The organism is Bradyrhizobium sp. CCBAU 11357, assembly GCF_028128865.1.
Classification (GTDB): domain Bacteria; phylum Pseudomonadota; class Alphaproteobacteria; order Rhizobiales; family Xanthobacteraceae; genus Bradyrhizobium.
This window is the reverse complement of sequence record NZ_LBJW01000017.1, coordinates 112,712-135,091: the sequence shown is the minus strand read 5'-3', so window position 1 is coordinate 135,091 and position 22,380 is coordinate 112,712. Positions and strand designations below refer to the sequence as shown.

Here is a 22,380-nt window from a genome sequence, read left to right as displayed (position 1 = left end):
GCTCATGACACCAGACTTGCCAAAACTCGGCAATTGCCAAATTCTCACCGCGCCCATAACATGACGTTATGCCTGAGCTCCGCCGCATGCTGCCGTCCAGTAACGCCCTGTTCGTCTTCGACGCGGCCGCGCGCAATGGCAGCTTCACGGCGGCGGCGGCCGAATTGAACGTGACGCAGCCGGCGGTGAGCCGGATGCTCGGACAGTTCGAGGAGCATCTCGGCGTCCGCCTGTTCGACCGCAAGGCGGGTCGCGCGGTGCTCACCGAGGAAGGCGAGCTGCTCTATCGCCGCGTGCTCGAGGGCTTCCGCAGCATCGAGAGCGGGCTCGTCGAGATCGAGCGGCGCCGCAAGGGCACCGAGACGGTGACGCTATCGGTCTCCTCCGCCTTCACCACGCATTGGCTGATGCCGCGCATCGACAAGCTGCAGAAGCAGTTTCCGCAAGTGGATCTGCGCTTCCAGCTCATCTCCGGCGCGCTGCGCGGGCCGGTGGAGAATGTCGATCTCGGCATGCGCTTCCGTGACCGCGACGAGCCGTCCTCCGGCGGCACGCTGGTGATGAAGGAAGTGATGCTGCCGATGTGCAGCCCCGGCTATCTCGGCGAGACTGATCCCGCCGAGGGCAACACCATCATCCGCCTCGCCGAGACGCCGGGCGACTGGGCCGCGGATTACGCATCGCTCCTCACCGGCCGCCGCGGCGCCGCCAAAGGCTTGAGCTTCACCGACTATGCCGTCGTGGTGCAGGCGGCCCTGCTCGGGCAGGGCATTGCGCTCGGCTGGCTGACGGTCGCCTCGCACTGGCTGCTCACCGGCGCGCTGGTGCCGGCCTCCGACACGCTCACCACCACGCGCCGCATCTGCGAATTCCTGCCGCCGCGCAACCGGATCATGCGTCCCATCGCCGCCGAGATCCGCGACTGGATCATCGCGCAGATGCAAAGCGAGATCGCCGCGATCGACCGGCTCTATCCGAAGCTGGGGGCGATGGAGGCGTGCTACTGAGCAGGCGGCGCGCGGTGAAGCCCCGCTCTCTCCACGTCATTGCGAGCGCAGCGAAGCAATCCAGAATCCCTCCGCGGAAAGACTCTGGATTGCTTCGCTGCGCTCGCAATGGCGGCGGATAGAGCTCCGTCTACCGATGCTCGATCGCCCTGATCGCACCACGTAGCTCCGCGAGGCCTCGCAGCCGGCCGATGGCGGTGTAGCCGGGATTGGTCCGCTTGGTGGTGGCGAGATCGTCGAGCATGCGGTGGCCGTGGTCCGGCCGGAACACGATCCTCTTGTCGGGTGCGCGCCGCGCGTTCTCCTTGAGCAGCGCCTTGAGCACCGCGATCATGTCGACGTCGCCGTCGAGATGATCGGACTCGTAGAACGACAACCCGTCGGCCTCGCGCTTGGTCGCGCGCAGATGGGCGAACGCAATGCGCGGGCCGAAGCGCTCGGCCATCTCGGGCAGGTTGTTCTCCGCGCGCACGCCGAGCGAGCCGGTGCACAGGCAGATGCCGTTGGCCTTGGACGGCACCGCATCGAACAGCGCCTGATAATCGTCGGCTGACGAAGCAATGCGCGGTAGGCCGAACAGCGGCCGCGGCGGGTCGTCCGGGTGCAGCGTCAGCGACACGCCGAGCTGCTCGGCCACCGGCGTCACGCGCGCGAGGAATTCCGCAAGGTGCTGCCGCAGGATCTCAGGCGTGATGTCGCGATAGGTCTCCAGCCGGTCGCGGAATTGCGGAATGGTCATCGGCTCGGTGGTCGAGCCCGGCAGCGCGCTGGCGATAACCATGACGAGATAGTCGATGTCGGCCTGGCTCATCTGCTCGAACAGCTTCTTTGCGCGCGCCTGTTGTTCCGGCGAATATTCCTGTACGGCGGCCGGGCGCTTCAGGATGTGCAGCTCGAACGCGGCAAAGCGGTCCTGGTCGAAGCGCATGGCGCGGGCGCCGTTCGGCAGCTCCCATTCCAGATCGGTGCGGCACCAGTCCACCACGGGCATGAAGTTGTAGCAGATGATCTTGATGCCGCTGGCCGCCACCGCCTCCAGGCTCGCGATCCAGGCTTCGATCGACTCCGTCGCTTTTCCGCCAAGGCGCTTGACGTCGTCGGGGATCGGAATCGATTCCACCACCGACCAAGTCAATTGAGAACGGCCGGGCTGGCCGTTCTCAATGAAATTCTTGCGCTCCTCGACCGCCTTGCGCGTCCAGGCCTCCCCGATCGGCACCTGATGCAGCGCCGAGACGATATCGCTCGCGCCGGCCTGCCTGACGTCATCGAGCGAGACCGGATCATCCGGTCCGTACCAGCGCCATCCCTCGAGCATCATGAATAGTCTCCGATCAGTTCGCGGTCAGCACGACCTTGACGCTCTGCGAGCGGTCCAGCGCCAGCCGCAGCGCGTCGGGCGCGGTCGAGAGCGGCCGCTCGGCGGTGACCAGCGACAGCACATCGACGCTGCCGTTGCCGATCAGTTCCACCGCATTCATGAACTCGAAGCCGAAGCGGAACGAACCGCGCAGGTCGATCTCCTTGGCCATCACGGCGTTCGACGGCGTCGGGATCTGGCCGCCGGGCAGATTGCCGATCTGCACCACGACGCCGCCGCGCCTGACGATCTGAATCGCGCTCGCAAGGCCTGCCGCCGTGCCCGAGACCTCGAAGGCGACGTCATAGGGACGCGAAGCCGCCTGTGCCTTCAGGCCCTCCTCCCCGGCGGAGACGTTCTCGACGTGGGAGGCGCCGAGCCTGGTCGCAAAGGCCAGCGGCGCCGGCGCGATGTCGGCGACCGTGATGTCAGCCATGCCGGCACGGTGTGCCGCGAGCATGGTCAGAAGCCCGATCGGGCCGGCGCCGAAGATGATGCCGCGCTTGCCCTCGATCTTGCCGGCGCGCGCGACCGCGTGCAGGCAGACCGCGAGCGGCTCGGCCAGCGCCGCGGCCTGGTAGGAGACGTGATCGGGAATCTTCACGCACTGCGCGGGGATCGCGTCGAAGTAGTTGGCGAAGCCGCCCTGCATGTGCGGCGTCTTCGAGGCCGAGCCCATGAAATAGATGTTCTCGCACAGGTTCGGCCGGCCCTCGCGGCAGGCGACGCAATGGCCGCACCAGCGCGACGGATTGACGGCAACGCGATCGCCGACCTTCAGATTGGCGGCGACACCGGAGATCTCCACGACCTCGCCCGAGATCTCGTGCCCCAGCACCAGCGGCGACTTCACCACGAAGTCGCCGGTGCGGGCATGGCGGAAATAGTGCATGTCCGAGCCGCAGATGCCGCCGGCACCGAAGCGGATGCGGACCATGCCCTGGCTAAGCTTGTCGAGCGGATGCTCGATCATGCGCAGATCTTCGGGGCCGAACAGGGTCGCGGCGAGAGCAGTCGAGGTCATTTGGAGAGTCCCATGTATTTTGGCAGCCAGAGGGTCAGGTCGGGAATGTAGGTGATCGCGATCAGCGCGAGCAGCAGCGGCACCAGCCAGGGCAGGATCGCCACCGTCGTGCGCTCGACCGAGAGTTTTGCGACGCGGGCGAGCACGAACAGCACCATGCCGAGCGGCGGATGCAACAGGCCGATCATCAGGTTCAGCGTCATGATCAAGCCGAAATGGATCGGGTCGATGCCGAGCTTGAGCACGATCGGCAGCAGGATCGGCACCAGGATGGTGATCGCCGCCGTGGTGTCGATGAAGCAGCCGACGAACAGGATCAGCACGTTGGCGAGCGCCAGGAACACCCATTTGTTGTGGGTGATGCTGAGCATCCCGTCCGACAGCATCTGGGCCGCCTGCGACACCGTCAGCAGCCAGGCGAAGATCGAGGCCGCTGTGACGATGAACAGCACCGAGGCCGTGGTCTCGATGGTGTCGAAGGTCGCCTTGGCCACGGTCTTCAGCGTCATGGTGCGGTAACGGATGAGGCCGAGGAACAGCGACCAGATCACGGCTGCGACCGCCGCTTCTGTCGGCGTGAACCAGCCGAGCGTCATGCCGCCGATCAGGATCACCGGCGCCATCAGCGCCATCACCGCGGAGAAGTCGAAATACCAGTCGATCAGGAGCAGCGTGCCGAGACCGATGACGACCGCCATGTTCACCGACATGCCCGCAACAACCATCAGCCAGATCGCGAGCGGGAAAGCGAGCACGATGGCGATCTCGAGACCGGCCGAGCCGAGCTGCGGCCAGGAGAACGGGGTATCGCTGCCCCATTTGTTCTTGTGCGCGAAATAGGTGACGGTCGCCATCATCATCAGCGTCATGACGATGCCGGGAATGACGCCGCCCAGGAACAGCGCACCGATCGAGACGTTCGCCATCATGCCGTAGATCACGAAGGGCAGCGACGGCGGGATGATCGGCCCGAGCGTGGCCGAGGCCGCGGTGACGCCGACCGAGAATTCGGTGGAGTAGCCGTGGTCCTTCATTGCCTTGATCTCGATGGTCCCGAGGCCGGCAGCATCCGCGATCGCGGTGCCGGACATGCCGGAGAAGATCACCGAGCCGATGATGTTGACGTGGCCGAGGCCGCCGCGCATCCACCCGACCAGCGCGACGGCGAATTTGTAGATGCGCCCCGTCACGCCCGCGATGTTCATGAGATTGCCGGCCAGGATGAAGAAGGGCACGGCGAGCAGCGGAAAACTCTCGACGCCGGCGATCATGCGCTGCGCCAGCGTGACGTCGGGCGTCACGCCACTGACCAGGATGTAGAGCAGCGACGACGCGGCCATGGCGATCGCCACGGGGACGCCGAGCAGCATCAGAAGGAGAAAGCCTCCGAGCAATAGCAACATGGTCTTATCCTTCCGATCCGTCGTAGGCACCGGGACGTTCGAGGACCGAGTAGCCCTGCCGCCAGTTCTGGAGTGCCACCTGCACGGAGCGTGCGAACATCAGCACGAAGCCGAGCAGCACGGCGTAATAGACGTAGTCCTTGGGAAGATTGATCGTGGTCATCTGCTCGTCGCCGATGATGCGGATGTAGACCCAGACCAGCTTGATGGCGTAGCCGAAGAAGGCGATGCGGATCAGGTCGATCGCCGTCGACAGCACACGCCCTGCGGCATGCGGCATGTAGCGATAGACGAGGTCGACCTGAATGTGTCGCGACAGCCGTACGCACATTGACGAGCCGATGAAGACCACGCCGATCAGGCAATAGGTCGCGATCTCCTCGGTCCAGGCATAGCTGTCGTTGAGGACGTAGCGGGTGAAGAACTGGAGAAAGACGGCAAGCGCCATCACCCAGAAGATCGCCAGCGCGACCCAGTCCTCGAAGGCGTAGACGCCGAGATCGACCTTCGGCGTCGCCTCCTCCTCGAAAGTGTGGGCGATCTCGTCCGCGGTGATCTGCCGGTGGATTTCGGCGGTGGACATGTTACCTCTCAAACCTCTCTCACGTCGTTCCGGGGCGACGCGTCAGCGCCGGACCCGGAATGACACACTTGTTCTGCGAACTCCGCTCCTCATCCTGAGGAGCTTGCGAAGCAAGCGTCTCGAAGGATGGCCCCGGGCGACATCGGGCCTTCATGGTTCGAGACGCGCTTCGCGCTCCTCACCATGAGGGTCTTGCTCATTTCACCGCCTGGATCTTCTCCCAATCCGCCTTGCGATAGCCGAACGTCTCGAATGCGACGTTCTTCAGCACGGTGTCGCGGAACTCGTTCTTGTCGACGTCGGTCACGGTCAGGCCCTTGTCCTTGAAGAAGGCGACCAGCTTGGCCTCGTTCTGCTTGATCTCTCCCGTGGCCTTGGCCGCCGCCTCCTGGGCGACGTCGGTGAAGATCTTCTTGTCCTCGTCGGAGAGCTTCTTCCACAGCGCGCCGGCGATCACGGTATTGAGGTGATCGACGATGTGGCCGGTCAGCACGATGTGCTTCTGCACCTCGTAGAACTTCTTGGCCTCGATCGTGGTCAGCGGATTCTCCTGCGCCTCGACGGTGCCGTTCTGGAGCGCGAGATAGACTTCGGCGAACGCGATCGGCGCGGTGTTGGCGCCGCAGGCGCGCGGCATGGCGAGATAGGCCGGAACGTCGGGCACGCGCATCTTCAGGCCCTTCATGTCGGCGCAGGTCTTGATCGGCTTGTTCGACGAGGTCTGGCGCACGCCGTAATAGGTCACCGCGACGATGTGGTGGCCGCTCTTGTCCTCATAGCCCTTGGCGAGCTCCTTGAAGATGTCGCTCTTGGTGTAGGCGAGCAGATGATCGGCGTCGCGGAAGGTGTAGGGATAATAGGTCACGCCGATCGGCGCGAAGCTCTTGGCGGCGAAGCTCGAGCCGGAAATGATGATGTCGACCGAGCCGAGCGACAGGCCCTGGTTGATGTCGGCTTCCTTGCCGAGCTGCGAGGCCGGATAGACCTCGATCTGGTAGCGCCCGTTGGTGCGCTTGGCGATCTCCTGCGCGGCCCAGACCGAGGCCGTGTGGAACGGCTCCGAGGTCTCGTAGACATGGGCCCATTTGAGCTTGGTCTGCGCCATGCTCGCGCTGGTCGCCGCCAACAGCGTGGCGGCGGAAATCACTGCTGTAATCGTCATCTTCTTCAACATCGACTTTTCCTCCATCGTTCAAGTCTGCTTCTTGTTGGCCCGCCCCGGCATGGATGCGAGCCGCCCAATCTCACCGCCGCCGCGAGCTGCCGCTCTTGACGCGTTCTTTGGCCTGCTTCTTCGGTTGCGTCGGCTTCGCCAGGGATCGCGCGGTCCGGCTCCGCTCCGCAGACGCCCCTGCTGCGCCCTCCGCACCAAAGTTCTGTGCAAAGCGCTCCTGGGATCGCGCCAGGTGAACGCGCATGGCTTCACGCGCGGCATCGGGATCATGCGCCGCGATCGCGTCGCGCACGGCGCGATGCTCGTCGAGCGCGGTGCGCCACGTGCCCGGGCTCTCGAAATAATGCGCGAGCTGCGCGAAATAGGGATTGAGACGCTGGTCGAACAGCTCGCCGACCACGCGCACCAGCACGGCATTGCCGAGGCTTCCAGCGATCGCGACGTGGAACGCGCGGTCGTGCACCATCGAGGCTTCGCCGGGATGCTCGACATTCTCCATCGCGACAAGCGAGGCGTCGATGCGGGCGAGATCGTCTTTGGTCGCGACGCGCGCGGCCTGCTCGGCGATGGCGCTTTCGAGGAATTCGCGGGCGCGCAACAGCTCGAACGGCCCCTCGATGACGGCAGCGGGTGCAGGCGCCGCAACGGCCGCAGGCTCGATCACGTAGATGCCGGACCCGACGCGGATGCGGACGCGGCCCTCGACCTCGAGCGCGATCAAGGCTTCGCGCACCGTGGGCCTCGACACCTTGAGCTGCTCGGCGAGCTCGCGTTCGGTCGGCAAGCGGCTGCCGACCGCGTACTCGCCGCTGTCGATCAGGCTTCGCAATTGATCGGCGACCTGGCGATAGAGCCGTCTCGCCTCCACAGCTTCCAGCGGCACGCTGGTCCTCCCGAAAGGGTCCCCGCGAGGTCGTCCAGACCCGCGGCCCGCCAATTTTGGAAAATTGGTCTTACCAATTGACCAGAGCATTGACCTGATACGGAGGCCGTGTCAAGCAGCGGCAAAGCAAAGGGGGAGACGTCCATGCGCCAGAGCTCGATGCGCCTTGGTCGCGCCAATCTCGACCGGCTGGCACCTGCCATCCGCCGTCCGGCCTATGACCGATCGCGCGTCACGCCCGGCATCGTGCATCTCGGCCTGGGGGCATTTCATCGCGCGCACCAAGCGGTTGTCATCGACGATTGCCTTGCTGCGGGAGCGACGTCCTGGGGCATCGTCGGCGCCAGCCTGCGCAGCCCGGATACGCGCGACGCCCTCGCCCCGCAGGACCATCTCTACACAATTGCCGTACGTGCCGCCGAAGGTACCGAGCACCGGGCCATCGGCGCACTGCTCGACAGTATCGTCGCGCGCGAGAAGCCGGCAGCCCTGGTCGAACGGATGGCCGATCCCACCACCCGCATCGTTTCGCTCACCGTCACCGAGAAGGGCTATTGCCACACGCCGCAGACCGGCGATCTCGACGAGCGGCATCCCGACATCGTGCATGATCTGAACAATTTCGAAGCGCCGCGCTCGGCGCCGGGCTTCATCGTCGCCGCGCTGGCACGGCGGCGGGCGCAGGGTCTTTCGCCCTTCACCGTGCTGTGCTGCGACAACCTCGCCGCCAACGGCGATACCGTGCAGCGGATCGTGACGCAATTCGCCGCGCTGCGCTCTAGGGAACTCGGCAAGTGGATCGCCGAGACGGTCGCTTTCCCCTCGACCATGGTCGACCGCATCGTGCCGGAGACGACGGATGACGACCGCGATGCGGTCGCGTCAGTGCTGGGCATGCGCGACGCCTGGCCTGTCATGACCGAACCGTTCACGCAATGGGTGGTCGAGGACCGCTTCACCGCGGGCCGGCCGGACCTTGCCGCAGCGGGGGTCGAGCTCGTCGGCGACGTCAAGCCGTTCGAGCTGATGAAGCTGCGGCTGCTCAACGCCAGCCATTCCGCGCTGGCCTATCTCGGCTATCTCTCCGGCTACGAGACCATTGCCGACACCATGCAGGATCCCCACTTCGCGCGCCTCGCCGCACAGGTGATGGAAGAGGCCGCGGTGACGCTGACGATGCCCGCAGGCACGGATCTCTCCGCCTATCACGCCTCGCTGCTCAAGCGTTTCGCCAATCCGGCGCTGCATCACCGCACCTGGCAGATCGCCATGGATGGCTCGCAAAAGCTGCCGCAGCGGTTGCTCGGCGCGATGCAGGATCGCCTTGGCAGGGGCCTGCCGATCGCAACGCATGCGCTCGCGGTCGCCGGCTGGATGCGCTATGTCAGCGGCGTCGATGAGCAGGGCCGCGCCATCGACGTGCGCGATCCGCTCGCCGGGGAGTTCGCCGCGCTGGCGCGCGAGGCGGGGCCCATTGCCGAGCGCCTCGCCCCCGCACTGCTGGGGGTGGCGAAGGTGTTCGGGCCGCTCGGCGCCGAGCCGCGCCTGCGCGAGGCCGTCACCGTGGCGCTCGGCCGCCTCTATGCCGACGGCGCGCGGCGGGCCGTGGCGACGCACGTTTCGGCGTGACCACGACGCCGGCAGCATCTTGAATGCTGCACTGCGGCCAAAATCGACGGAAGTCGCGCTTGATTTTTGCCCGTCGTTGCCCCACCCGAGAGCGATGGGAAACGACACCAAGGTCATCGCCGCCAACGCGGCCTTCTACGCCGCTTTTTCAACGGGCGATTTCGCCGGCATGGAACGGATGTGGGCGGACGACGACGGCATCTCCTGCATCCATCCCGGCTGGCCGGCGATCATCGGACGCGCCACCGTGATCGGAAGCTGGCGCGACATCCTGCAAAACCCGCAGCGGCCGCAGATCGTCTGCGCCGAGCCGCAGGCCATCATCGACGGCGACAGCGCCCGCGTGCTCTGCATCGAGATCGTGGATGGCACTGCGTTGGCCGCTGCGAACCATTTTCGTCGCGTCGGCAACGACTGGCGCCTGGTGCACCATCAGTCCAGCCCGATCGCGCAGATTGTCGAGCAGGCTGAGGACGATAGAGCCAGTCACCGCGTCCACTGAGCACGGCGATCACGCGAGCGTGATCTACTGTGCATGGGGTTGTTTTTCAGTTTTTTGTTGGACGGTCCGAAAGTTCCGACAGATCGTCGAGCACGCCATGTGCCCCGGTGAAGTCATCGTCCCCGAAGAACATGCTGCGGGTGATCAGAACCGGGATGCCGGCGCGCGAGGCCGCAATCAGGCCGTTGGCGGAATCCTCGATCGCAACGCAATCGGATGCCTCGAGCTTCAGCCGCGCCAGGATCTCGCAATAGACGTCCGGCGCCGGCTTCTTGTGCCTGACGTCATCGCCGGCGACGATCGCGTCGAAATCCGCGGCCCAGCGTTGGCCCAGCGCCTGCGACAGCAGCGCATCGATATTGCCGTGCGAGGTGGTGGTCGCGATCGCAAGCCGCTGGCCGCGCGCCTTCGCGGTCGTGAGCAGATCCGTCACGCCCGGCCGTAAGGGACAGCGGCCAGTCTCGACCAATTCGGCGTAATGCGCGGTCTTGATGCGGTGAAGCTCTGCGATGTGCCTGTCCGATAATGGCGAAGCGGTCTCGAGCCCTTTGTGGTAGGCGCGCATGCGTTCCTTGCCGCCCGTCACCCGCAGCAGGTCCTTGTAGACGGCGCGGTCCCATTGCCAGTCGAGACCGTGGCGGGCGAAGGCAAGGTTGAACGCCTGCCGATGCAGCTCCTCGGTTTCGGCCAAGGTGCCGTCAACGTCGAAGATCAGCGCGGCCGCGCGGCGGATCAATTCGGCGGCGCCTGCTGGCGACTGAACCAACGCTTCGGCCTGCATGATCGATGCCTCCCTTCCGATGCTGCGAGAAGCGAGCATCGACCGCGGCGGGGGACGAGACAAATCGCAATATCTTTTGTCGGACCCAAAAATCTCTTATGAGCGAACTGCGCCTGACGGCGCGAACGGGAACTTTCGACCTGCACAGGAAGCGCATGCGGCTCTTCATTCTCGGCCTCGGCTATAGTGCCCGGCACTTCGTCCGCAAGCACGGCGACAGCTTCTCGCATGTCGCCGGCACCGTGCGCGATCCCGCGCAGCGGAACGATCTCGCCGGCATCGAGGTGCATCCGTTTTCCGGTAGCGATCCGTCGCCCGAGATGGTTGAGCGGGTTCGCGATTCCGACGTCCTCCTGGTGTCGATCCCGCCCGGCAGCACCGGCGATCCCGCGATCGCGGCGTTCGGCGGCGTGCTCAAGGGAAACCGCTGCAAGGTCGTCTATCTCTCCACTATCGGCGTGTATGGCGATCACGCGGGCAGCTGGGTCGACGAGAGCACGCCGCCGCAGGCCGTCCTCGACCGCACACGGATGCGGATCGCGGCAGAGCAGGCCTGGACGGACGCGACGGGCGCCGATGCGGCGATCCTGCGGCTTGCCGGCATCTACGGTCCCGGCCGCAACGCGCTGGCGACGCTGCGCGCGGGAACGGCGAGGCGCATCATCAAGCCGGGACAGGTCTTCAACCGCATCCACGTCGACGACATCGCGAGCGCGATTATGGCCGCCATCCGGCACGGGCGCGGCGGCACCTGGAACATCTGCGACGACGAGCCCGCGCCGCCTCAGGACGTGATCACCTATGCCGCGCAGCTGATGGGCGTGGCGCCGCCGCCGGAAGAAGCGTTCGCCACCGCCGAGATGTCGGCAATGGCCCGCAGCTTCTATGCCAGCAGCGCCCGCGTCTCCAACGCGAAATTGAAGCGCGAGCTCGGTGTCACGCTTGTCCATCCCACCTATCGGCACGGCCTCGACGCTCTCTGGCGCGCGGGCGAAGGACGTTAGGGTTCCTGCACCGCGACGCCTGCCAGACATGCCTTGCCCACGCTTGACTTCGTCCCCGTGCGGTCATGATCTAGCCATCGAGCGAGCCACCGCACAACGAGCTCGCCCCTTGGGAGGATGCAATGAACAAGACGATCGCCATGATCGCGGCGACGATTGCCGTCGTCACGCTCAACACCGCGCGCGCCGCGCCGCTGCCCGAAGCCAATCCCGACGATGTCGGATTTTCGAAACAGGGCCTTGCACGCCTCGATGATTTCTTCGCACGCGAGATCGCGGCCAAGCGCGTGCCCGGCGCAGTGGTCGCCATCGCCCGCGACGGCAAGCTCGTCCACTACAAGGCCTATGGCCAGCTCGACCCGGCCAAGGGCACGCCGATGCCGGTCGATGCGATCTTCGCGCTGGCCTCGATGACCAAGCCGATGGCAGCGGTCGCCGGCCTGACGCTGATGGAGCAGGGACGGCTGCCACTCCAGGCCAAGCTGTCCGACTACTACCCGGGCTTCGCCGACATGAAGGTCGCCGTTCCCCAGGCCGACGGTTCGCTCAAGCTCGAGCCGCAGGCCTCGCCGATCTTCATCCACGATCTCTACCGGCATACGTCGGGGTTGATGTATGGCGGCCGTCCGGACTCATCGAGCCCGGTGGCGCGGCAATATCCCGATGGCACAGCGCCGGCGATCGAAGGCGACACCCAGGCCTTCATCGATCGCCTCACCAAGCTGCCACTGGCGCACCAGCCCTCGACCGAGTTCGAATACGGCTTTTCGATCGATGTGCTCGGCGCGGTGGTCGAGAAGGTCAGCGAGCAGAAGCTCAGCGACTATCTCGCGGCCAATGTCTGGCAGCCGCTCGGCATGAAGGATGCGACCTTCCATCCGACCGACGCGCAGCGCCCGCGCCTCGCCCGCCCCTTCGCGAACGATCCGCTGACAGGCAAGCCGCAGGCCATCAAGCTCCTGGACATCCCGACCAAGTTCGACTGCGGCGGCGCCTGCTCGTTCGCGACGGTCGGCGACTACATCCGCTTCGGACAGATGCTGCTCAACGGCGGCGAGCTCGACGGACAGCGCATCCTCGGTCCGAAGACCGTCCGTCACATGACGGCGAACCATCTCGGCCCCGAGATCAAGAACAACGTCGCCAACGTCGAGCCGCATCGCGGTGGCTTCGGCTTCGGCCTTTCGGTCGCGGTCCGGACGGCCGAAGGATTATCGTCGGTCCCCGGCAATCCCGGCGAGTTCACCTGGAACGGAGCTTACGGGACGCAGTTCTTCTGCGATCCCAAGGAACGTCTCGTCGTCGTGGTGGGCACGGCGGCGCCGGGTGAGCTCCGGAAATATTATCGCGAGCAGGTCCAAGACATCGTCTACGGCGCGATGACGAAGTGAGATCGTCACGCCCGGAAAGAGAAAGGGCGGCCGCTCTGACCGCCCTCTAGATTGAGCGTCAGCTCAACACGCCGTATTTCTTGAACCAGGCCTGTGCCTGCTTCCAGGCATCCTCCGCGGCGTCCTTGCGATAGCTGCCGCGATAATCGGCATGGAAGCCGTGCGGCGCTTCGGGGTAGATCTTGAAGTCGGCCGGCTTTTTGCTCTGCTCGAGCGCTGCCTTCATCTGCTCGACCTGGGCGACGGGAATGCCGGTATCGGCGCCGCCGTAGAGGCCGAGCACCGGCGCCTTCATCTCGGGCGCGAGCTGCAGCGGGCTCTTCGGCCACAACGGGTTGGCGGGATCGACCAGGGTCCCATAGAAGGCAACGCCCGCCTTGAGCGCACCGCTGTGGGCGGCATATTCCCAGACCGTGCGGCCGCCCCGGCAGAAGCCGATGGTGCCGAGCCGCGTTGCGTCACCGCCTTGCGATCCTGCCCAGGCGACCACAGCATCCAGATCCGACAACAGCTCCGCGTCCGGCTTCGCATTCACCACCGGCAGCAGCTCCTTGACGTCCGCGACCTTGGTCAGGTCGACGCCCTTGCGGAAATAATAGTCGGGCGCGACCGCGAATGCGCCGAGCTTGGCGAGGCGTCGCGTCACGTCCCTGATGTATTCGTGCAGGCCGAAGATCTCCATCGCCACGATGATCACCGGCGCCTTGGTATTGCCGGCCGGGCGGGCGAAATAGGCGGGCATTTCCTCGGAGCCGACCTTGATCTTGGCATCACCGGCCTGGAGGCCGCTGGTATCCGTCGTGACGATGTCGGCCCGGACCGGACCGGCCGCGAGCGTGTAGCCAGCGGCGACGGCTGCGGTGGCGCTCATGAATCCGCGGCGCGAGAGCGGGGCGACTTTCGTCAGTCCAATGACGTCGGATGTTATGGTGTTTTCAAAGCTCATCGATCTTCCCATTCCTGATTCCCATGCTGATGCCCCTCGGGCGCCGCATTCGCCAATAATTGCGGGACAAAGGCAACTCACCAGCCTGCGAGGACACGGCTCACCGCCTCACCCCTTCGTTGGCGAGCACCGGTCCGCCGGCCGCCGGAGCCCGATCTTGTGCCGGACTTAACCGTCTAGCTGCACTGCATCGCAACATCCATTAACCGAAAGAAGCGGTTCTTTCCCTGCCGCCAGGCCTCCTGGCGTTGCAGAGAATGCTCCTATTCGCGCACCCGACAGGCTCTGCAGCAACAAATTGCAATCCCGGTGACGATGGTGACACATCATGTTGTTCGTGCACCGTGCGTCATCACCAATTCACGTGCAAACCGCCGTCATTTGATTGAAATTTTCGGAGGATCTGGGCCGCGCGATTTACCCGGTCTTTCTTTGTGACACCCTAGTTCCACGGCCGGAAGTTCCATCTTCGGAAACGCAGAGGCTTCTTCCCGCGACGCGCGACGCTCGCCGGCAACGGAGGACGAAGCGCAAGCGGGTTCATTCCCGTCCGCCCCGATTGCGCTACCCAAGGCTCAATTGAATAAAGTTTATCCGACCTGGAACTGAAATGAATTTGGCGCGCGAATCGATAGAACTGTTGGAGCAAGCCGCACGCATCCTGTGGTTCGAAGGCACCAAGCATGGTTTGCGCGACCGCGAATGGATGGCGCTACGCTTCCTCTCCCGCGCCAACCGGTTTTCGCGAACCCCCTCGGCGCTGGCGAGCTACGTCGGCACCACGCGAGGCACCGCCTCGTTCATCATCGGCGAGCTCGAGCGGCTCGGCTATCTCGAGCGGAAGCGCTCGGCCACCGACAAGCGGTCGGTGACGTTGAGCGTAACCCAGCAGGGCAAGAAGTTCCTGGTGCGCGACCCCGTCAACGTCCTCGTCGAAGCGATTGCCGTTCTCGACGACGCGGTCAAGATCCGCTTCCGCGACACGTTCCGGCACGTGCTTGATCAATCCGATGCCGCCGAGCAGCGGCACCACACCGACGTCTGCAAGCGGTGCATCTTCCTGCGGGAGGATCGCGCCGGTACCGACAGCAAGACGGCGGCCGAGTTCAGCTGCCGCCTGTTTCGCGCGCCGATTGCCGAGGCGGAGGTCGATCTGCTGTGCACCAGCTTCGAGCATCACCGCCAATAGTAGGCCGCTCGATCAGGGCGTCGCCTTGCGCGACGAATAGATGGCGCCGCCGCTGGCTTCCACCACCAGGCGCCCGTTCTCGTTCTTGATCTCTTCGATGCGGCCAAGACCGGGCACCTGCTGTCCCAGCACGGCTTCGATGACGCCGTTCGGGCCTTGCAGGATCGCGATCCCCTCATAGGCCTGACGGACCGACCAGCCCTTGATTGCCTTGCGCGGCGCCGACGCCCGCTCGGGTGCAGGCACCGATCCGGTGAATTCGGGCGCGGCGACTGCGGCCATCATCGGCCCTTGCGGCGACACCGGCTGCGTTTGCACCGTCGCCGGCGCAGGAGTCTGGGCCTGCACCTGAGCGAGCCTGTCGAGCTTTGCCGTCGAGGACGAGCTCACCCGCTCGATCCGGTCCAGATTCTCCGCAAACCTGCCGAAGCGATCGTTCGTGACCTTGCTGGATTGATCGACCGCCGTGCGCAAGCCGTCGAGATTTTCAGACACGCCCGATACCTGCTTGCGCAGCTGCGCGACGGTTTCGCGCAAATTCCTGATCTCCGCATTGGCCGCAACGTTGTTCGGCGCCGGCTGGGTGGTGAGATAGGCGATCACGCCGGTGCAGGCGCAGACCACCAACATGGCAGCGACCGCCAGCGTTGCGAGCGGCACGACCCATGTCGGACGAGGCGGCGGCGGCTTCGCCACGATCACGGCCGGCTTGATCACGGCCGGCGCGGGTTTCGGGATTGCCATCTTGTCGAGGCGTGCCTTGGCACGAATGCGCTTCAAGCCCTCGAGTGCCTCCTTTGCGAGAGCTTCGTCGCTCGCCGCGGCCGATACACGCTTTGCGCTCGCGGCAGGCTTGGGCGTTCGCGCCGCGTTGTCCATTGTATCGCTCGCCTCCGGCGCCGGCTTCGCCGCCGCGGAAACATCCACGGTCGCGTTGGGACGAGCTTGTCCATCGGACAACATATGCAAATGCTCCGTTCGGTTCGGTCTGTCGAGCGGTGACGCTATTTGCCGAAGCTTGCCTGAAACGTGCGTGTCGAAAGCTTTTCATCACGCGCGATGAGGCGTCGCTTGAGTCGATCGCGGCATACACGTGGCGAGAGTGCGACTCGAAAGACACACACTCGCCAAGATTTCACCAAGCTGGAGTCGCGGCGCAGACGTGAGTCGAATTGTCGCACGCGGAAAAGCCGGTTCCAGTGTCAATCCGGGGTTGAAAACCCGCAATTTGCATGACCCGGAGCACCACCCAAAACGGCTGTAATTGTACGGGGATGCGGAACCATACAACCACGACGGTGCAAAACTAGTTTAGGATTCAAATCAACTGATACGATTGGATACATCAAGAAACAACCCGAAACGAATCAACAGCATCAAGCACACGTAGCAATCGCTTTCTTACGCACGCTTGATCGGGAATCGGCAATTGTTACGGTCCTACTCAAGTGATTCTCGCCAGTTGGCGAGGAGATCGACACAGTTCAGCAGTGTTCGGACGCGATGAGCAACTTGGCGCAACTGTTCTAGGTCGTTTCTCAATCTGCTCCGCGAGGTGATCCGTAAGACACCCGCCGAGCCTCACGCAGTAAGCGTTTCAGTATCGAGTTGAAGTAACAGGCCCGCGAGACGCAGGCACTGAACGCGTAGGGCTGCCCGCGAATATCGAAACCATAACAACGGTTCGCGGGATGGAATGTCGTCAAACAGCATCGTTGCCGAGCCGGGCATCACAACAACCCAACCGGCCGCAACAAGTGCGAAACAGGGGCGAAAGACTGATGTATATTATCGTTGATGATCGCGAGAGCGTCGCGAACAGCTACGTCGGAGGGCTCGTTCGCGAAGGCGTATCGTCGATCGGCTTCTCCTCCGGAGAATTCTGGGACTGGTTGCAATCTGCGAGCGAATCCGATCTCGCGGCGGTGGACGCCTTTCTCCTCGGGGATTGCGATGCCCGCGGAAGCCTGCCGCGGGCGATGCGCAAGCGCTCATCGGCTCCCATCATCGCCATGAGCGGCCAGAAGATGCTCAAGAACACGCTGGAGCTGTTCGAATCGGGCGTGGACGACGTCGTGCACGTGCCTATACACCTGCGCGAGATCCTCGCCCGAACGGCCGCGATCGCGCGCCGCCGGGTGGGCGAGTTGCCGAGGCCCTGCGAGAGCAGGATCCAGGTCTTCTTCAACGGCCGTGACCCCGAAATCGCGGGCCACGCCCTCACCCTGCCCCGCCGCGAACTGCGCATTCTCGAATATATGGTGGCCAACCACGGCAAGTGGATCACCAAGACGCAGATCTTCAACGCGGTCTACGGCATCTTCGAGTCCACCTTCGACGAGAGCGTGATCGAGAGCCACGTCAGCAAGCTGCGCAAGAAGCTCCGCGACCGCCTCGGCTTCGACGCGATCGTGGCCCGGCGTTACGTCGGATACCGCCTCAACATCCCGGCGGGCGAAACCCTCGACGAGCCGGTGCAGGAACTCGACGACGTCGGCATCCTCCTGAACCGGGCGCAGGCCGCCCCGGCCGCATACCCGGCCGGCAACTGACGCGGCAGGACATCGCCACCAAACCGGCAGCGGCCTCTGCGATCAGCAGAGGCCGTTGCGCTTTCAGCGGCAGAGACGGCAGCACGCGGGCTTGCCGTGGCGGCGCAAGCGCCGCGCTATTCCGAACAACATGCCCTACGGCTTCTGCTGGAACTCTTCCTTGGAGACGTAGTTGAAGTCCTCGACCAGGACGTCCTGGACGATGTCACCCTGCATCCGTTCGTTGACGCGTTGCTTGATGGCCGTGGTCAGGACGGAGAGGTCGTAGCGGGCGAGCTTCCTGAAGTCGAGACGATCGTCGGCATAGATCCTGCGGAAGGCCTCGTCGACGACGAACGGCTCCGGTGGAACGTTCAGCTGGTGCACGGTCCGCCCCTCCATGGTGTAGACGAAGCGCGCGACGATGTAGCCCTGCACATTGCCGTTCTCGACCATCGGCACGCTCAGCGCCCGCGTCTTGTGATATTGCAGTCCTTCGAGATATTCGTCCTTCGCCGGCAGCAGGCTGCCCTTCTCCTTCCAATAGGCGACGGCATAGCTCGTTCCCGCCGTGAGGATGCATACCCAGAGCCCGGCCAGCACCAGTCTGATCATTTTCCGTCCTGCGCTGTGCGACCGGTATAGGTGCCGTCCGACTCGGCGTCCTTGACCGCCTTGACGATGATGCTCGCGACCTCGCGGACCGCGTCGTAGTGCATTTCCAGAATGGAACGATTCCGTTCGAGCTTCTCGCGCAGCCGCTGAATCTCCTCGGTGATCTCGACCTCGCCGCCGAGGTGCATCCGCGCCCGCATCAGGCGGACGAACTCGAGCATGCTCCGGCTCTTCCGCGCGCTGAAGTCGTCGAAATCGATCTTCTGGCCCGTCGCGAGTGCGGTCGTCTCCTCCTCGACGATACTCGCGAGCCGGCGGATTGCGGCCAGCAGGCCACGCATCTCATCCGATCTCACCGCATCCGCGGCGTCGACCATCGCCTCGCCACCCCCGATCGGCAGCAGCACGGGCAGCAGCGCATCGCTCGCTGCGGCTTCCGTCGTCATCATCTCGGTGTCCGCGACCGCCTGGTCCATCGCCACGGCCACCGCGCCCTCTTGTGCCTGCATTGGAAATTCACCTCTCAACTTCTGTCACCCGTTCGCCGATCACGATCCGGCCTTCCCCGCAGCGTCCGGTCCGGCCGGATGCGCGGCGGCGAGCTGCCGGGCGATGCCGACGCCCTTGCCCTTTGCCAGCTGGTTGCCGAGCTGCTCTGCAAGCATCGACTTCCAGACGCCGCCAGCCGTGCCCTTGCCAAAGACCTCCTCCGACTCCTTCGGCAACATCGTCTCGACGAAAGTCTGGAGGATGAAGGCCTCGAACTTGCGATAGACCTCGCCGGATGCCGGCGCCTTGATCACCTGCACCGGTGCCCCGTTCACCGCACCCGACTGCGCTTCGGCGACTTTCGCCGCGGCCTGGTCCGCAGTCGCCGCTTTGGCCTTGCCGACCTCCGCCTCCATCGTGGCGGCGAAATCGGCGTCCGATGATTTCAGCGCATCGAGCTTCGCGGTCGCGGCGCGCTGCGTCACGGGGTCGGCGGCTTCGAGGACATCGAGGACGAGGTCGGACGTCGCTGTCACGATCATGTCTTGTTCCGGTTGGCTGGCAGTGGCGTCCACGCGCGCACGGTAAGGCTCGTTCCCGTCATGTCCTCGAGCGAGCGCTTCTCGGCATCGCGGAGCTTGTCGGCGAGCGCGGCCTTGGCGACCTCCTCGAGCTGTTTCACGCGGCGGGTCTCGCGGCGAACCTGGTCGAGCTGCCGCGCGGCCTGCGCCTGCACCGCGCGGGCGCCGACGCTCGTCCTGTTGAGCCGCCGGGCGATCGATTCGTTCGACGATCCCGCCGGCGGCTTTCCATCGTTCAAGGCTCCAACCAGCCATTCCTGCTCGTCCTGCATGCTGCGCTCCTGCTGCCGCAATTGCGCGAGCTGCCACTCGGAGAGCCGAAGCTGGAGCTTCACCAGCGAGACCATCCGGCCGAGCTTGTCCGCGCGCGACGTCATGACCCGGTCACTCCGCCAGCCACGACGACACGCCCAGCATGAACTGCGTCAGCAGCTCGTCGCTGGTGAGATAGAGCAGCAGGAAGCCGCCGAACAGCACGAAGGGCACCGAGATGAAATAGACCGGAATGGCCGGCGTCAGCTTGTTGATCAGGCCGACCGCCAGGTTGACGATGACCGAATAGACGATGAAGGGGCTCGAGATCCGCAGCGTCAGCACGAACGCTTCCGAAAGGCGGCCGACGAGCAGGTCGAGCGCCACGCCGCCGCCCAGCCTGTTGCCGGGCTTCCAGACGTCGTAGGAGTTCATCAGCCCCCGCAGTACCTGCCAGTGCTGGTCGGTCATGAAGAACAGCGTGGTGACGGCGGCCATGATCAGCGGCACCAGGGCCGGTGCCGGATCGGTGTCGGCGACCGGCGTGCCCGGGATGTTGCTCAGGCCGATCGCGCCCGCCATCATGGTCGCCATGGTCTGGAGGGCGAGGAAGAACACGCGCCCGCCGAGCCCGATGACGCTGCCGACCACGAGCTCGGAGCAGATCAGGAGCGCCAGCGTCAGCGGCGCCGCGTTGTCCGTGAGCGGCTTCAGGACGGCGATCAGGATCGGCGTCAGCGCAAACGTCGTGACCAGCGCGACGAACAGGCGCACCTGGGGCGGCACGTTGACGCTGGAATAGCCGGGCACCAGCATCAGGCAGGCACCGATGCGGCAGAACACGATGAACGTCACCAGCACGCTGTCGGCGAGACCGGAGATCACGATATGGCTCCGAGTGCCCTGATCTCGGCGCTGCGTGCGACTTCGACATGCGACAGGATCGGCAATGTCGGGAACACCCGCTCTAGGATCATCCGGACATAGGGCCGCGCTTCCGGCGTCACGGCCAGCACCACGCTGGTGCCGCTCTCGGTGAATTTCCGGATCGCGGCGCTGGCTTCGGTCGCGAACTGCTCGATCAGGCGCGGGTCGGCGTCGAACTCGACGACGTCACCCTTGGCATCGCGCTTCAGGCTCTGGTGGAAGGCGAGGTCCCAGCGGTTGCCGAGACGGACCACGTTGAGCACGCCATTGTCGGAGAGATCGCCGCAGATCTGCTGGGCGAGCCGCGTGCGCACGTGCTCTGCCACCTGCTCGGAACGCCGCACATGGGGCGCGATCTCGGCGATCGCCTCGAGGATCAGATGGAGATTGCGGATCGACACGCGTTCGGCCAGCAGGATCTTCAGGATCGCCAGCAGGCCCGAATAGGAGATCTGCGACGGACAGAGATCCTCGACCAGGCGCTTGTATTCGGGATCGAGCCGGTCGAGCAGGGCGCGCATGTCCTTGTAGGACAGGAGCTGAGCGAGGTTCGCCCTGATCACTTCGCTCAAATGCGTGAGCAGCACCGACAGATTGTCGACCGGCTTGCAGCCCTGCCGCTTGACTTCGTCGGTGAAGGCTTCCGTCACCCATAGCGCCTTCATGCCGAACGCAGGCTCGATCACCTCGTCGCCCGGCACGTCGGGCTTGCCGTCCTTGTCGACCAGCACCAGCACCTCGCCGAGCCTGAGCTCGCCGTGGGCAACGCGCGTGTCGTGAATCCGGATCTGGTAGCTCTTGGGATCGATCGACAGATTGTCGGTGAGCTTGATCTCGGGAATGACGAAGCCGTACTGCTTGGCGAATTTCTTGCGTATCTTGGCCACGCGGTGGGCAAGCTCGTTGCGCGAGCCCAACAGATGGACCGAAAGGTGGCCGCCGAGCGCCAGCTCGATCTCGGCGGTCTTGAGCTGCTCCTTGACGGATTCCTTGGCCTCGGCCTGGGCGCGCTCGTCGGCCTTGGATGCCGCCTCCTTGCGCTCCCGCGCGGCTTGGCGCTTCGGCAGCGAGTAACCGACGAAGGCCATGACGCCCCCGAGCAGCACGAACGGCGCCATCGGCAGCCCCGGCATCAAAGCGAGCACGAACATCATCAGCGCGGCAGCCGACACCGCGCGCGGATAGCCGCCGAGCTGCCGCAGCACCGCCTGCTCGGCCGAGCCCCTGGTGCCGCCCTTGGAGACCAGGAGGCCCGCCGACAGCGACACGATCAGCGCCGGCATCTGCGACACCAGACCGTCGCCGACGGAAAGCTTGGTGTAGACGTCGGCGGCGCGGGACAGAGTCAATCCGTGATGGGTGACGCCGATGACGATGCCGCCGAAGATGTTGATCGCGGTAATGATGAGGGCGGCAATGGCGTCGCCGCGGACGAATTTCGAGGCGCCGTCCATGGCGCCGAAGAACGCGCTCTCCTCTTCGAGCTCGCGGCGCCGGCGCTGGGCCTCCTTGTCGTCGATGAGGCCGGCGGACAGGTCCGCGTCGATCGCCATCTGCTTGCCGGGAATGGCGTCCAAGGTGAAGCGGGCGCCGACTTCGGCGATACGCGTCGCGCCCTTGGTGATCACGACGAAATTCACCGTCACCAGGATCGCGAAGATGATGAGGCCGATGACGAAGTCGCCGCCCATGACGAACTTCGAGAAGCCGGCAACGACATGGCCTGCCGCCTGTTCGCCCTCCCCACCCCGCGATAGGATGAGGCGCGTCGTCGCGATGTTCAGCGCCAGGCGCAGGATCGTCGCGATCAGCAGCACGGTCGGGAAGGCCGAGAAGTCGAGCGGCCGCTGAATCCACAGCGCGACCATCAGGATCAGGGCCGACAGCGCGATCGAGAACGCGAGGCCGAGGTCGATCAGGATCGGAGGAATCGGCAGGAACAGTATCGTGAGCATGGTCACGATGCCGCCGGCGAAGAAGGCATCCGTTCCGAGGCGGCGCGGATTGGGCAGGCTAGCAGCTAACGTATCGGCCATGGGTCACCGGCAGAGGGGTCCGGTTCGCAATCTGCCGCGCAAAGCTTACGCGGGGATGGTGCCGGGGCCGTCC

General features: G+C 64.9%; 22 protein-coding genes. 7 read left to right on the top strand and 15 right to left on the bottom strand.

From position 1 onward, the window contains the following. Window positions 1-68: 68 nt before the first annotated feature. Window positions 69-1,007, top strand: coding sequence for a LysR family transcriptional regulator (locus XI05_RS05660; protein ID WP_271499543.1), 939 nt, complete (start codon window positions 69-71; stop codon window positions 1,005-1,007). A 130-nt stretch (window positions 1,008-1,137) separates the two neighbouring features. On the opposite strand, the gene uxuA is transcribed toward XI05_RS05660, so the two are convergent. From uxuA to XI05_RS05630, 6 genes are all read right to left on the bottom strand, one after another. Beyond that, window positions 1,138-2,328 (bottom strand): mannonate dehydratase, encoded by a 1,191-nt coding sequence (gene uxuA / locus XI05_RS05655; protein WP_271499540.1) that lies wholly within the window; start codon window positions 2,326-2,328, stop codon window positions 1,138-1,140. A gap of 13 nt (window positions 2,329-2,341) precedes the next feature. Further along, entirely contained in the window at window positions 2,342-3,391 is a 1,050-nt protein-coding gene (locus XI05_RS05650; protein ID WP_271499537.1) for an L-idonate 5-dehydrogenase, read from the bottom strand. Continuing rightward, window positions 3,388-4,794, bottom strand: a complete 1,407-nt coding sequence (locus XI05_RS05645) for a TRAP transporter large permease (RefSeq protein WP_271499535.1) — start codon at window positions 4,792-4,794, stop codon at window positions 3,388-3,390. The genes XI05_RS05650 and XI05_RS05645 overlap by 4 nt, the downstream gene beginning before the upstream one ends. 4 nt (window positions 4,795-4,798) lie before the next feature. Further along, window positions 4,799-5,377 carry a TRAP transporter small permease gene (locus XI05_RS05640; RefSeq protein WP_271499534.1) on the bottom strand — a complete coding sequence of 193 codons (579 nt, stop codon included), beginning with the start codon at window positions 5,375-5,377 and terminating at the stop codon, window positions 4,799-4,801. Between the two features lie 196 nt (window positions 5,378-5,573). Next, window positions 5,574-6,539 (bottom strand): sialic acid TRAP transporter substrate-binding protein SiaP, encoded by a 966-nt coding sequence (locus XI05_RS05635; RefSeq protein WP_442869238.1) that lies wholly within the window; start codon window positions 6,537-6,539, stop codon window positions 5,574-5,576. 82 nt (window positions 6,540-6,621) lie between these two features. Further along, complete coding sequence (locus XI05_RS05630; RefSeq protein ID WP_271499531.1) at window positions 6,622-7,434, bottom strand: FadR/GntR family transcriptional regulator; 813 nt, start codon at window positions 7,432-7,434, stop codon at window positions 6,622-6,624. A gap of 144 nt (window positions 7,435-7,578) precedes the next feature. Between XI05_RS05630 and XI05_RS05625 the strand changes: the two genes are divergently transcribed. Next, complete coding sequence (locus XI05_RS05625) at window positions 7,579-9,063, top strand: mannitol dehydrogenase family protein (protein ID WP_271499530.1); 1,485 nt, start codon at window positions 7,579-7,581, stop codon at window positions 9,061-9,063. 94 nt (window positions 9,064-9,157) lie between these two features. After that, entirely contained in the window at window positions 9,158-9,565 is a 408-nt protein-coding gene (locus XI05_RS05620) for a nuclear transport factor 2 family protein (RefSeq protein ID WP_212254458.1), read from the top strand. Window positions 9,566-9,611: 46 nt separating this feature from the next. Here XI05_RS05620 and XI05_RS05615 read toward each other — a convergent pair whose 3' ends face one another. After that, window positions 9,612-10,346, bottom strand: coding sequence for an HAD family hydrolase (locus tag XI05_RS05615; protein ID WP_271499529.1), 735 nt, complete (start codon window positions 10,344-10,346; stop codon window positions 9,612-9,614). Window positions 10,347-10,501: 155 nt separating this feature from the next. Here XI05_RS05615 and XI05_RS05610 point away from each other — a divergent pair, with 155 nt between their 5' ends. Further along, entirely contained in the window at window positions 10,502-11,350 is an 849-nt protein-coding gene (locus XI05_RS05610) for an SDR family oxidoreductase (RefSeq protein ID WP_271500574.1), read from the top strand. A gap of 122 nt (window positions 11,351-11,472) precedes the next feature. Then, window positions 11,473-12,741: a serine hydrolase domain-containing protein gene (locus XI05_RS05605; RefSeq protein WP_271499526.1), complete on the top strand. Its 1,269-nt coding sequence runs from the start codon at window positions 11,473-11,475 to the stop codon at window positions 12,739-12,741. Window positions 12,742-12,799: 58 nt separating this feature from the next. Here XI05_RS05605 and XI05_RS05600 read toward each other — a convergent pair whose 3' ends face one another. Continuing rightward, window positions 12,800-13,687, bottom strand: coding sequence for a dienelactone hydrolase family protein (locus XI05_RS05600; protein WP_271499525.1), 888 nt, complete (start codon window positions 13,685-13,687; stop codon window positions 12,800-12,802). Between the two features lie 610 nt (window positions 13,688-14,297). Between XI05_RS05600 and XI05_RS05595 the strand changes: the two genes are divergently transcribed. After that, window positions 14,298-14,876 (top strand): MarR family winged helix-turn-helix transcriptional regulator, encoded by a 579-nt coding sequence (locus XI05_RS05595; protein WP_271499524.1) that lies wholly within the window; start codon window positions 14,298-14,300, stop codon window positions 14,874-14,876. 12 nt (window positions 14,877-14,888) lie between these two features. Here XI05_RS05595 and XI05_RS05590 read toward each other — a convergent pair whose 3' ends face one another. Beyond that, a complete protein-coding gene (locus XI05_RS05590) occupies window positions 14,889-15,839 on the bottom strand; it encodes a hypothetical protein (RefSeq protein ID WP_271499523.1) in 951 nt (316 codons plus the stop codon). Between the two features lie 818 nt (window positions 15,840-16,657). Between XI05_RS05590 and XI05_RS05585 the strand changes: the two genes are divergently transcribed. Continuing rightward, window positions 16,658-17,428, top strand: coding sequence for a response regulator transcription factor (locus XI05_RS05585; RefSeq protein WP_333939830.1), 771 nt, complete (start codon window positions 16,658-16,660; stop codon window positions 17,426-17,428). 135 nt (window positions 17,429-17,563) lie between these two features. Here XI05_RS05585 and XI05_RS05580 read toward each other — a convergent pair whose 3' ends face one another. Genes XI05_RS05580 through flhA form a run of 6 tightly spaced genes read right to left on the bottom strand, consistent with a single transcriptional unit; the run spans window position 17,564 to window position 22,307 of the window. After that, complete coding sequence (locus XI05_RS05580; protein WP_271499518.1) at window positions 17,564-18,022, bottom strand: hypothetical protein; 459 nt, start codon at window positions 18,020-18,022, stop codon at window positions 17,564-17,566. After that, entirely contained in the window at window positions 18,019-18,531 is a 513-nt protein-coding gene (locus tag XI05_RS05575; RefSeq protein WP_271499515.1) for a flagellar biosynthesis protein FlgN, read from the bottom strand. The genes XI05_RS05580 and XI05_RS05575 overlap by 4 nt, the downstream gene beginning before the upstream one ends. Before the next feature lie 39 nt (window positions 18,532-18,570). Further along, complete coding sequence (locus tag XI05_RS05570; protein ID WP_271499512.1) at window positions 18,571-19,053, bottom strand: rod-binding protein; 483 nt, start codon at window positions 19,051-19,053, stop codon at window positions 18,571-18,573. Then, window positions 19,050-19,469 carry a hypothetical protein gene (locus XI05_RS05565; protein ID WP_271499509.1) on the bottom strand — a complete coding sequence of 140 codons (420 nt, stop codon included), beginning with the start codon at window positions 19,467-19,469 and terminating at the stop codon, window positions 19,050-19,052. Before XI05_RS05565 ends, XI05_RS05570 begins: the two co-directional genes overlap by 4 nt. Before the next feature lie 7 nt (window positions 19,470-19,476). After that, on the bottom strand, window positions 19,477-20,229 hold the full coding sequence (gene fliR, locus XI05_RS05560) for a flagellar biosynthesis protein FliR (RefSeq protein WP_172786940.1): 753 nt from the start codon (window positions 20,227-20,229) through the stop codon (window positions 19,477-19,479). Next, window positions 20,226-22,307: a flagellar biosynthesis protein FlhA gene (gene flhA / locus XI05_RS05555; protein ID WP_212254446.1), complete on the bottom strand. Its 2,082-nt coding sequence runs from the start codon at window positions 22,305-22,307 to the stop codon at window positions 20,226-20,228. Before flhA ends, fliR begins: the two co-directional genes overlap by 4 nt. Window positions 22,308-22,380 lie beyond the last annotated feature (73 nt).

Coding starts and splice junctions, on each gene's coding strand:
- XI05_RS05660 (WP_271499543.1), top strand. CDS start 69: ATGCCTGAGCTCCGCCGCATGCTGCCGTCCAGTAACGCCCTGTTCGTC.
- uxuA (WP_271499540.1), bottom strand. CDS start 2,328: ATGATGCTCGAGGGATGGCGCTGGTACGGACCGGATGATCCGGTCTCG.
- XI05_RS05650 (WP_271499537.1), bottom strand. CDS start 3,391: ATGACCTCGACTGCTCTCGCCGCGACCCTGTTCGGCCCCGAAGATCTG.
- XI05_RS05645 (WP_271499535.1), bottom strand. CDS start 4,794: ATGTTGCTATTGCTCGGAGGCTTTCTCCTTCTGATGCTGCTCGGCGTC.
- XI05_RS05640 (WP_271499534.1), bottom strand. CDS start 5,377: ATGTCCACCGCCGAAATCCACCGGCAGATCACCGCGGACGAGATCGCC.
- XI05_RS05635 (WP_442869238.1), bottom strand. CDS start 6,539: ATGACGATTACAGCAGTGATTTCCGCCGCCACGCTGTTGGCGGCGACC.
- XI05_RS05625 (WP_271499530.1), top strand. CDS start 7,579: ATGCGCCAGAGCTCGATGCGCCTTGGTCGCGCCAATCTCGACCGGCTG.
- XI05_RS05620 (WP_212254458.1), top strand. CDS start 9,158: ATGGGAAACGACACCAAGGTCATCGCCGCCAACGCGGCCTTCTACGCC.
- XI05_RS05615 (WP_271499529.1), bottom strand. CDS start 10,346: ATGCAGGCCGAAGCGTTGGTTCAGTCGCCAGCAGGCGCCGCCGAATTG.
- XI05_RS05610 (WP_271500574.1), top strand. CDS start 10,502: ATGCGGCTCTTCATTCTCGGCCTCGGCTATAGTGCCCGGCACTTCGTC.
- XI05_RS05605 (WP_271499526.1), top strand. CDS start 11,473: ATGAACAAGACGATCGCCATGATCGCGGCGACGATTGCCGTCGTCACG.
- XI05_RS05600 (WP_271499525.1), bottom strand. CDS start 13,687: ATGAGCTTTGAAAACACCATAACATCCGACGTCATTGGACTGACGAAA.
- XI05_RS05595 (WP_271499524.1), top strand. CDS start 14,298: ATGAATTTGGCGCGCGAATCGATAGAACTGTTGGAGCAAGCCGCACGC.
- XI05_RS05590 (WP_271499523.1), bottom strand. CDS start 15,839: ATGTTGTCCGATGGACAAGCTCGTCCCAACGCGACCGTGGATGTTTCC.
- XI05_RS05585 (WP_333939830.1), top strand. CDS start 16,658: ATGTATATTATCGTTGATGATCGCGAGAGCGTCGCGAACAGCTACGTC.
- XI05_RS05580 (WP_271499518.1), bottom strand. CDS start 18,022: ATGATCAGACTGGTGCTGGCCGGGCTCTGGGTATGCATCCTCACGGCG.
- XI05_RS05575 (WP_271499515.1), bottom strand. CDS start 18,531: ATGCAGGCACAAGAGGGCGCGGTGGCCGTGGCGATGGACCAGGCGGTC.
- XI05_RS05570 (WP_271499512.1), bottom strand. CDS start 19,053: ATGATCGTGACAGCGACGTCCGACCTCGTCCTCGATGTCCTCGAAGCC.
- XI05_RS05565 (WP_271499509.1), bottom strand. CDS start 19,469: ATGACGTCGCGCGCGGACAAGCTCGGCCGGATGGTCTCGCTGGTGAAG.
- flhA (WP_212254446.1), bottom strand. CDS start 22,307: ATGGCCGATACGTTAGCTGCTAGCCTGCCCAATCCGCGCCGCCTCGGA.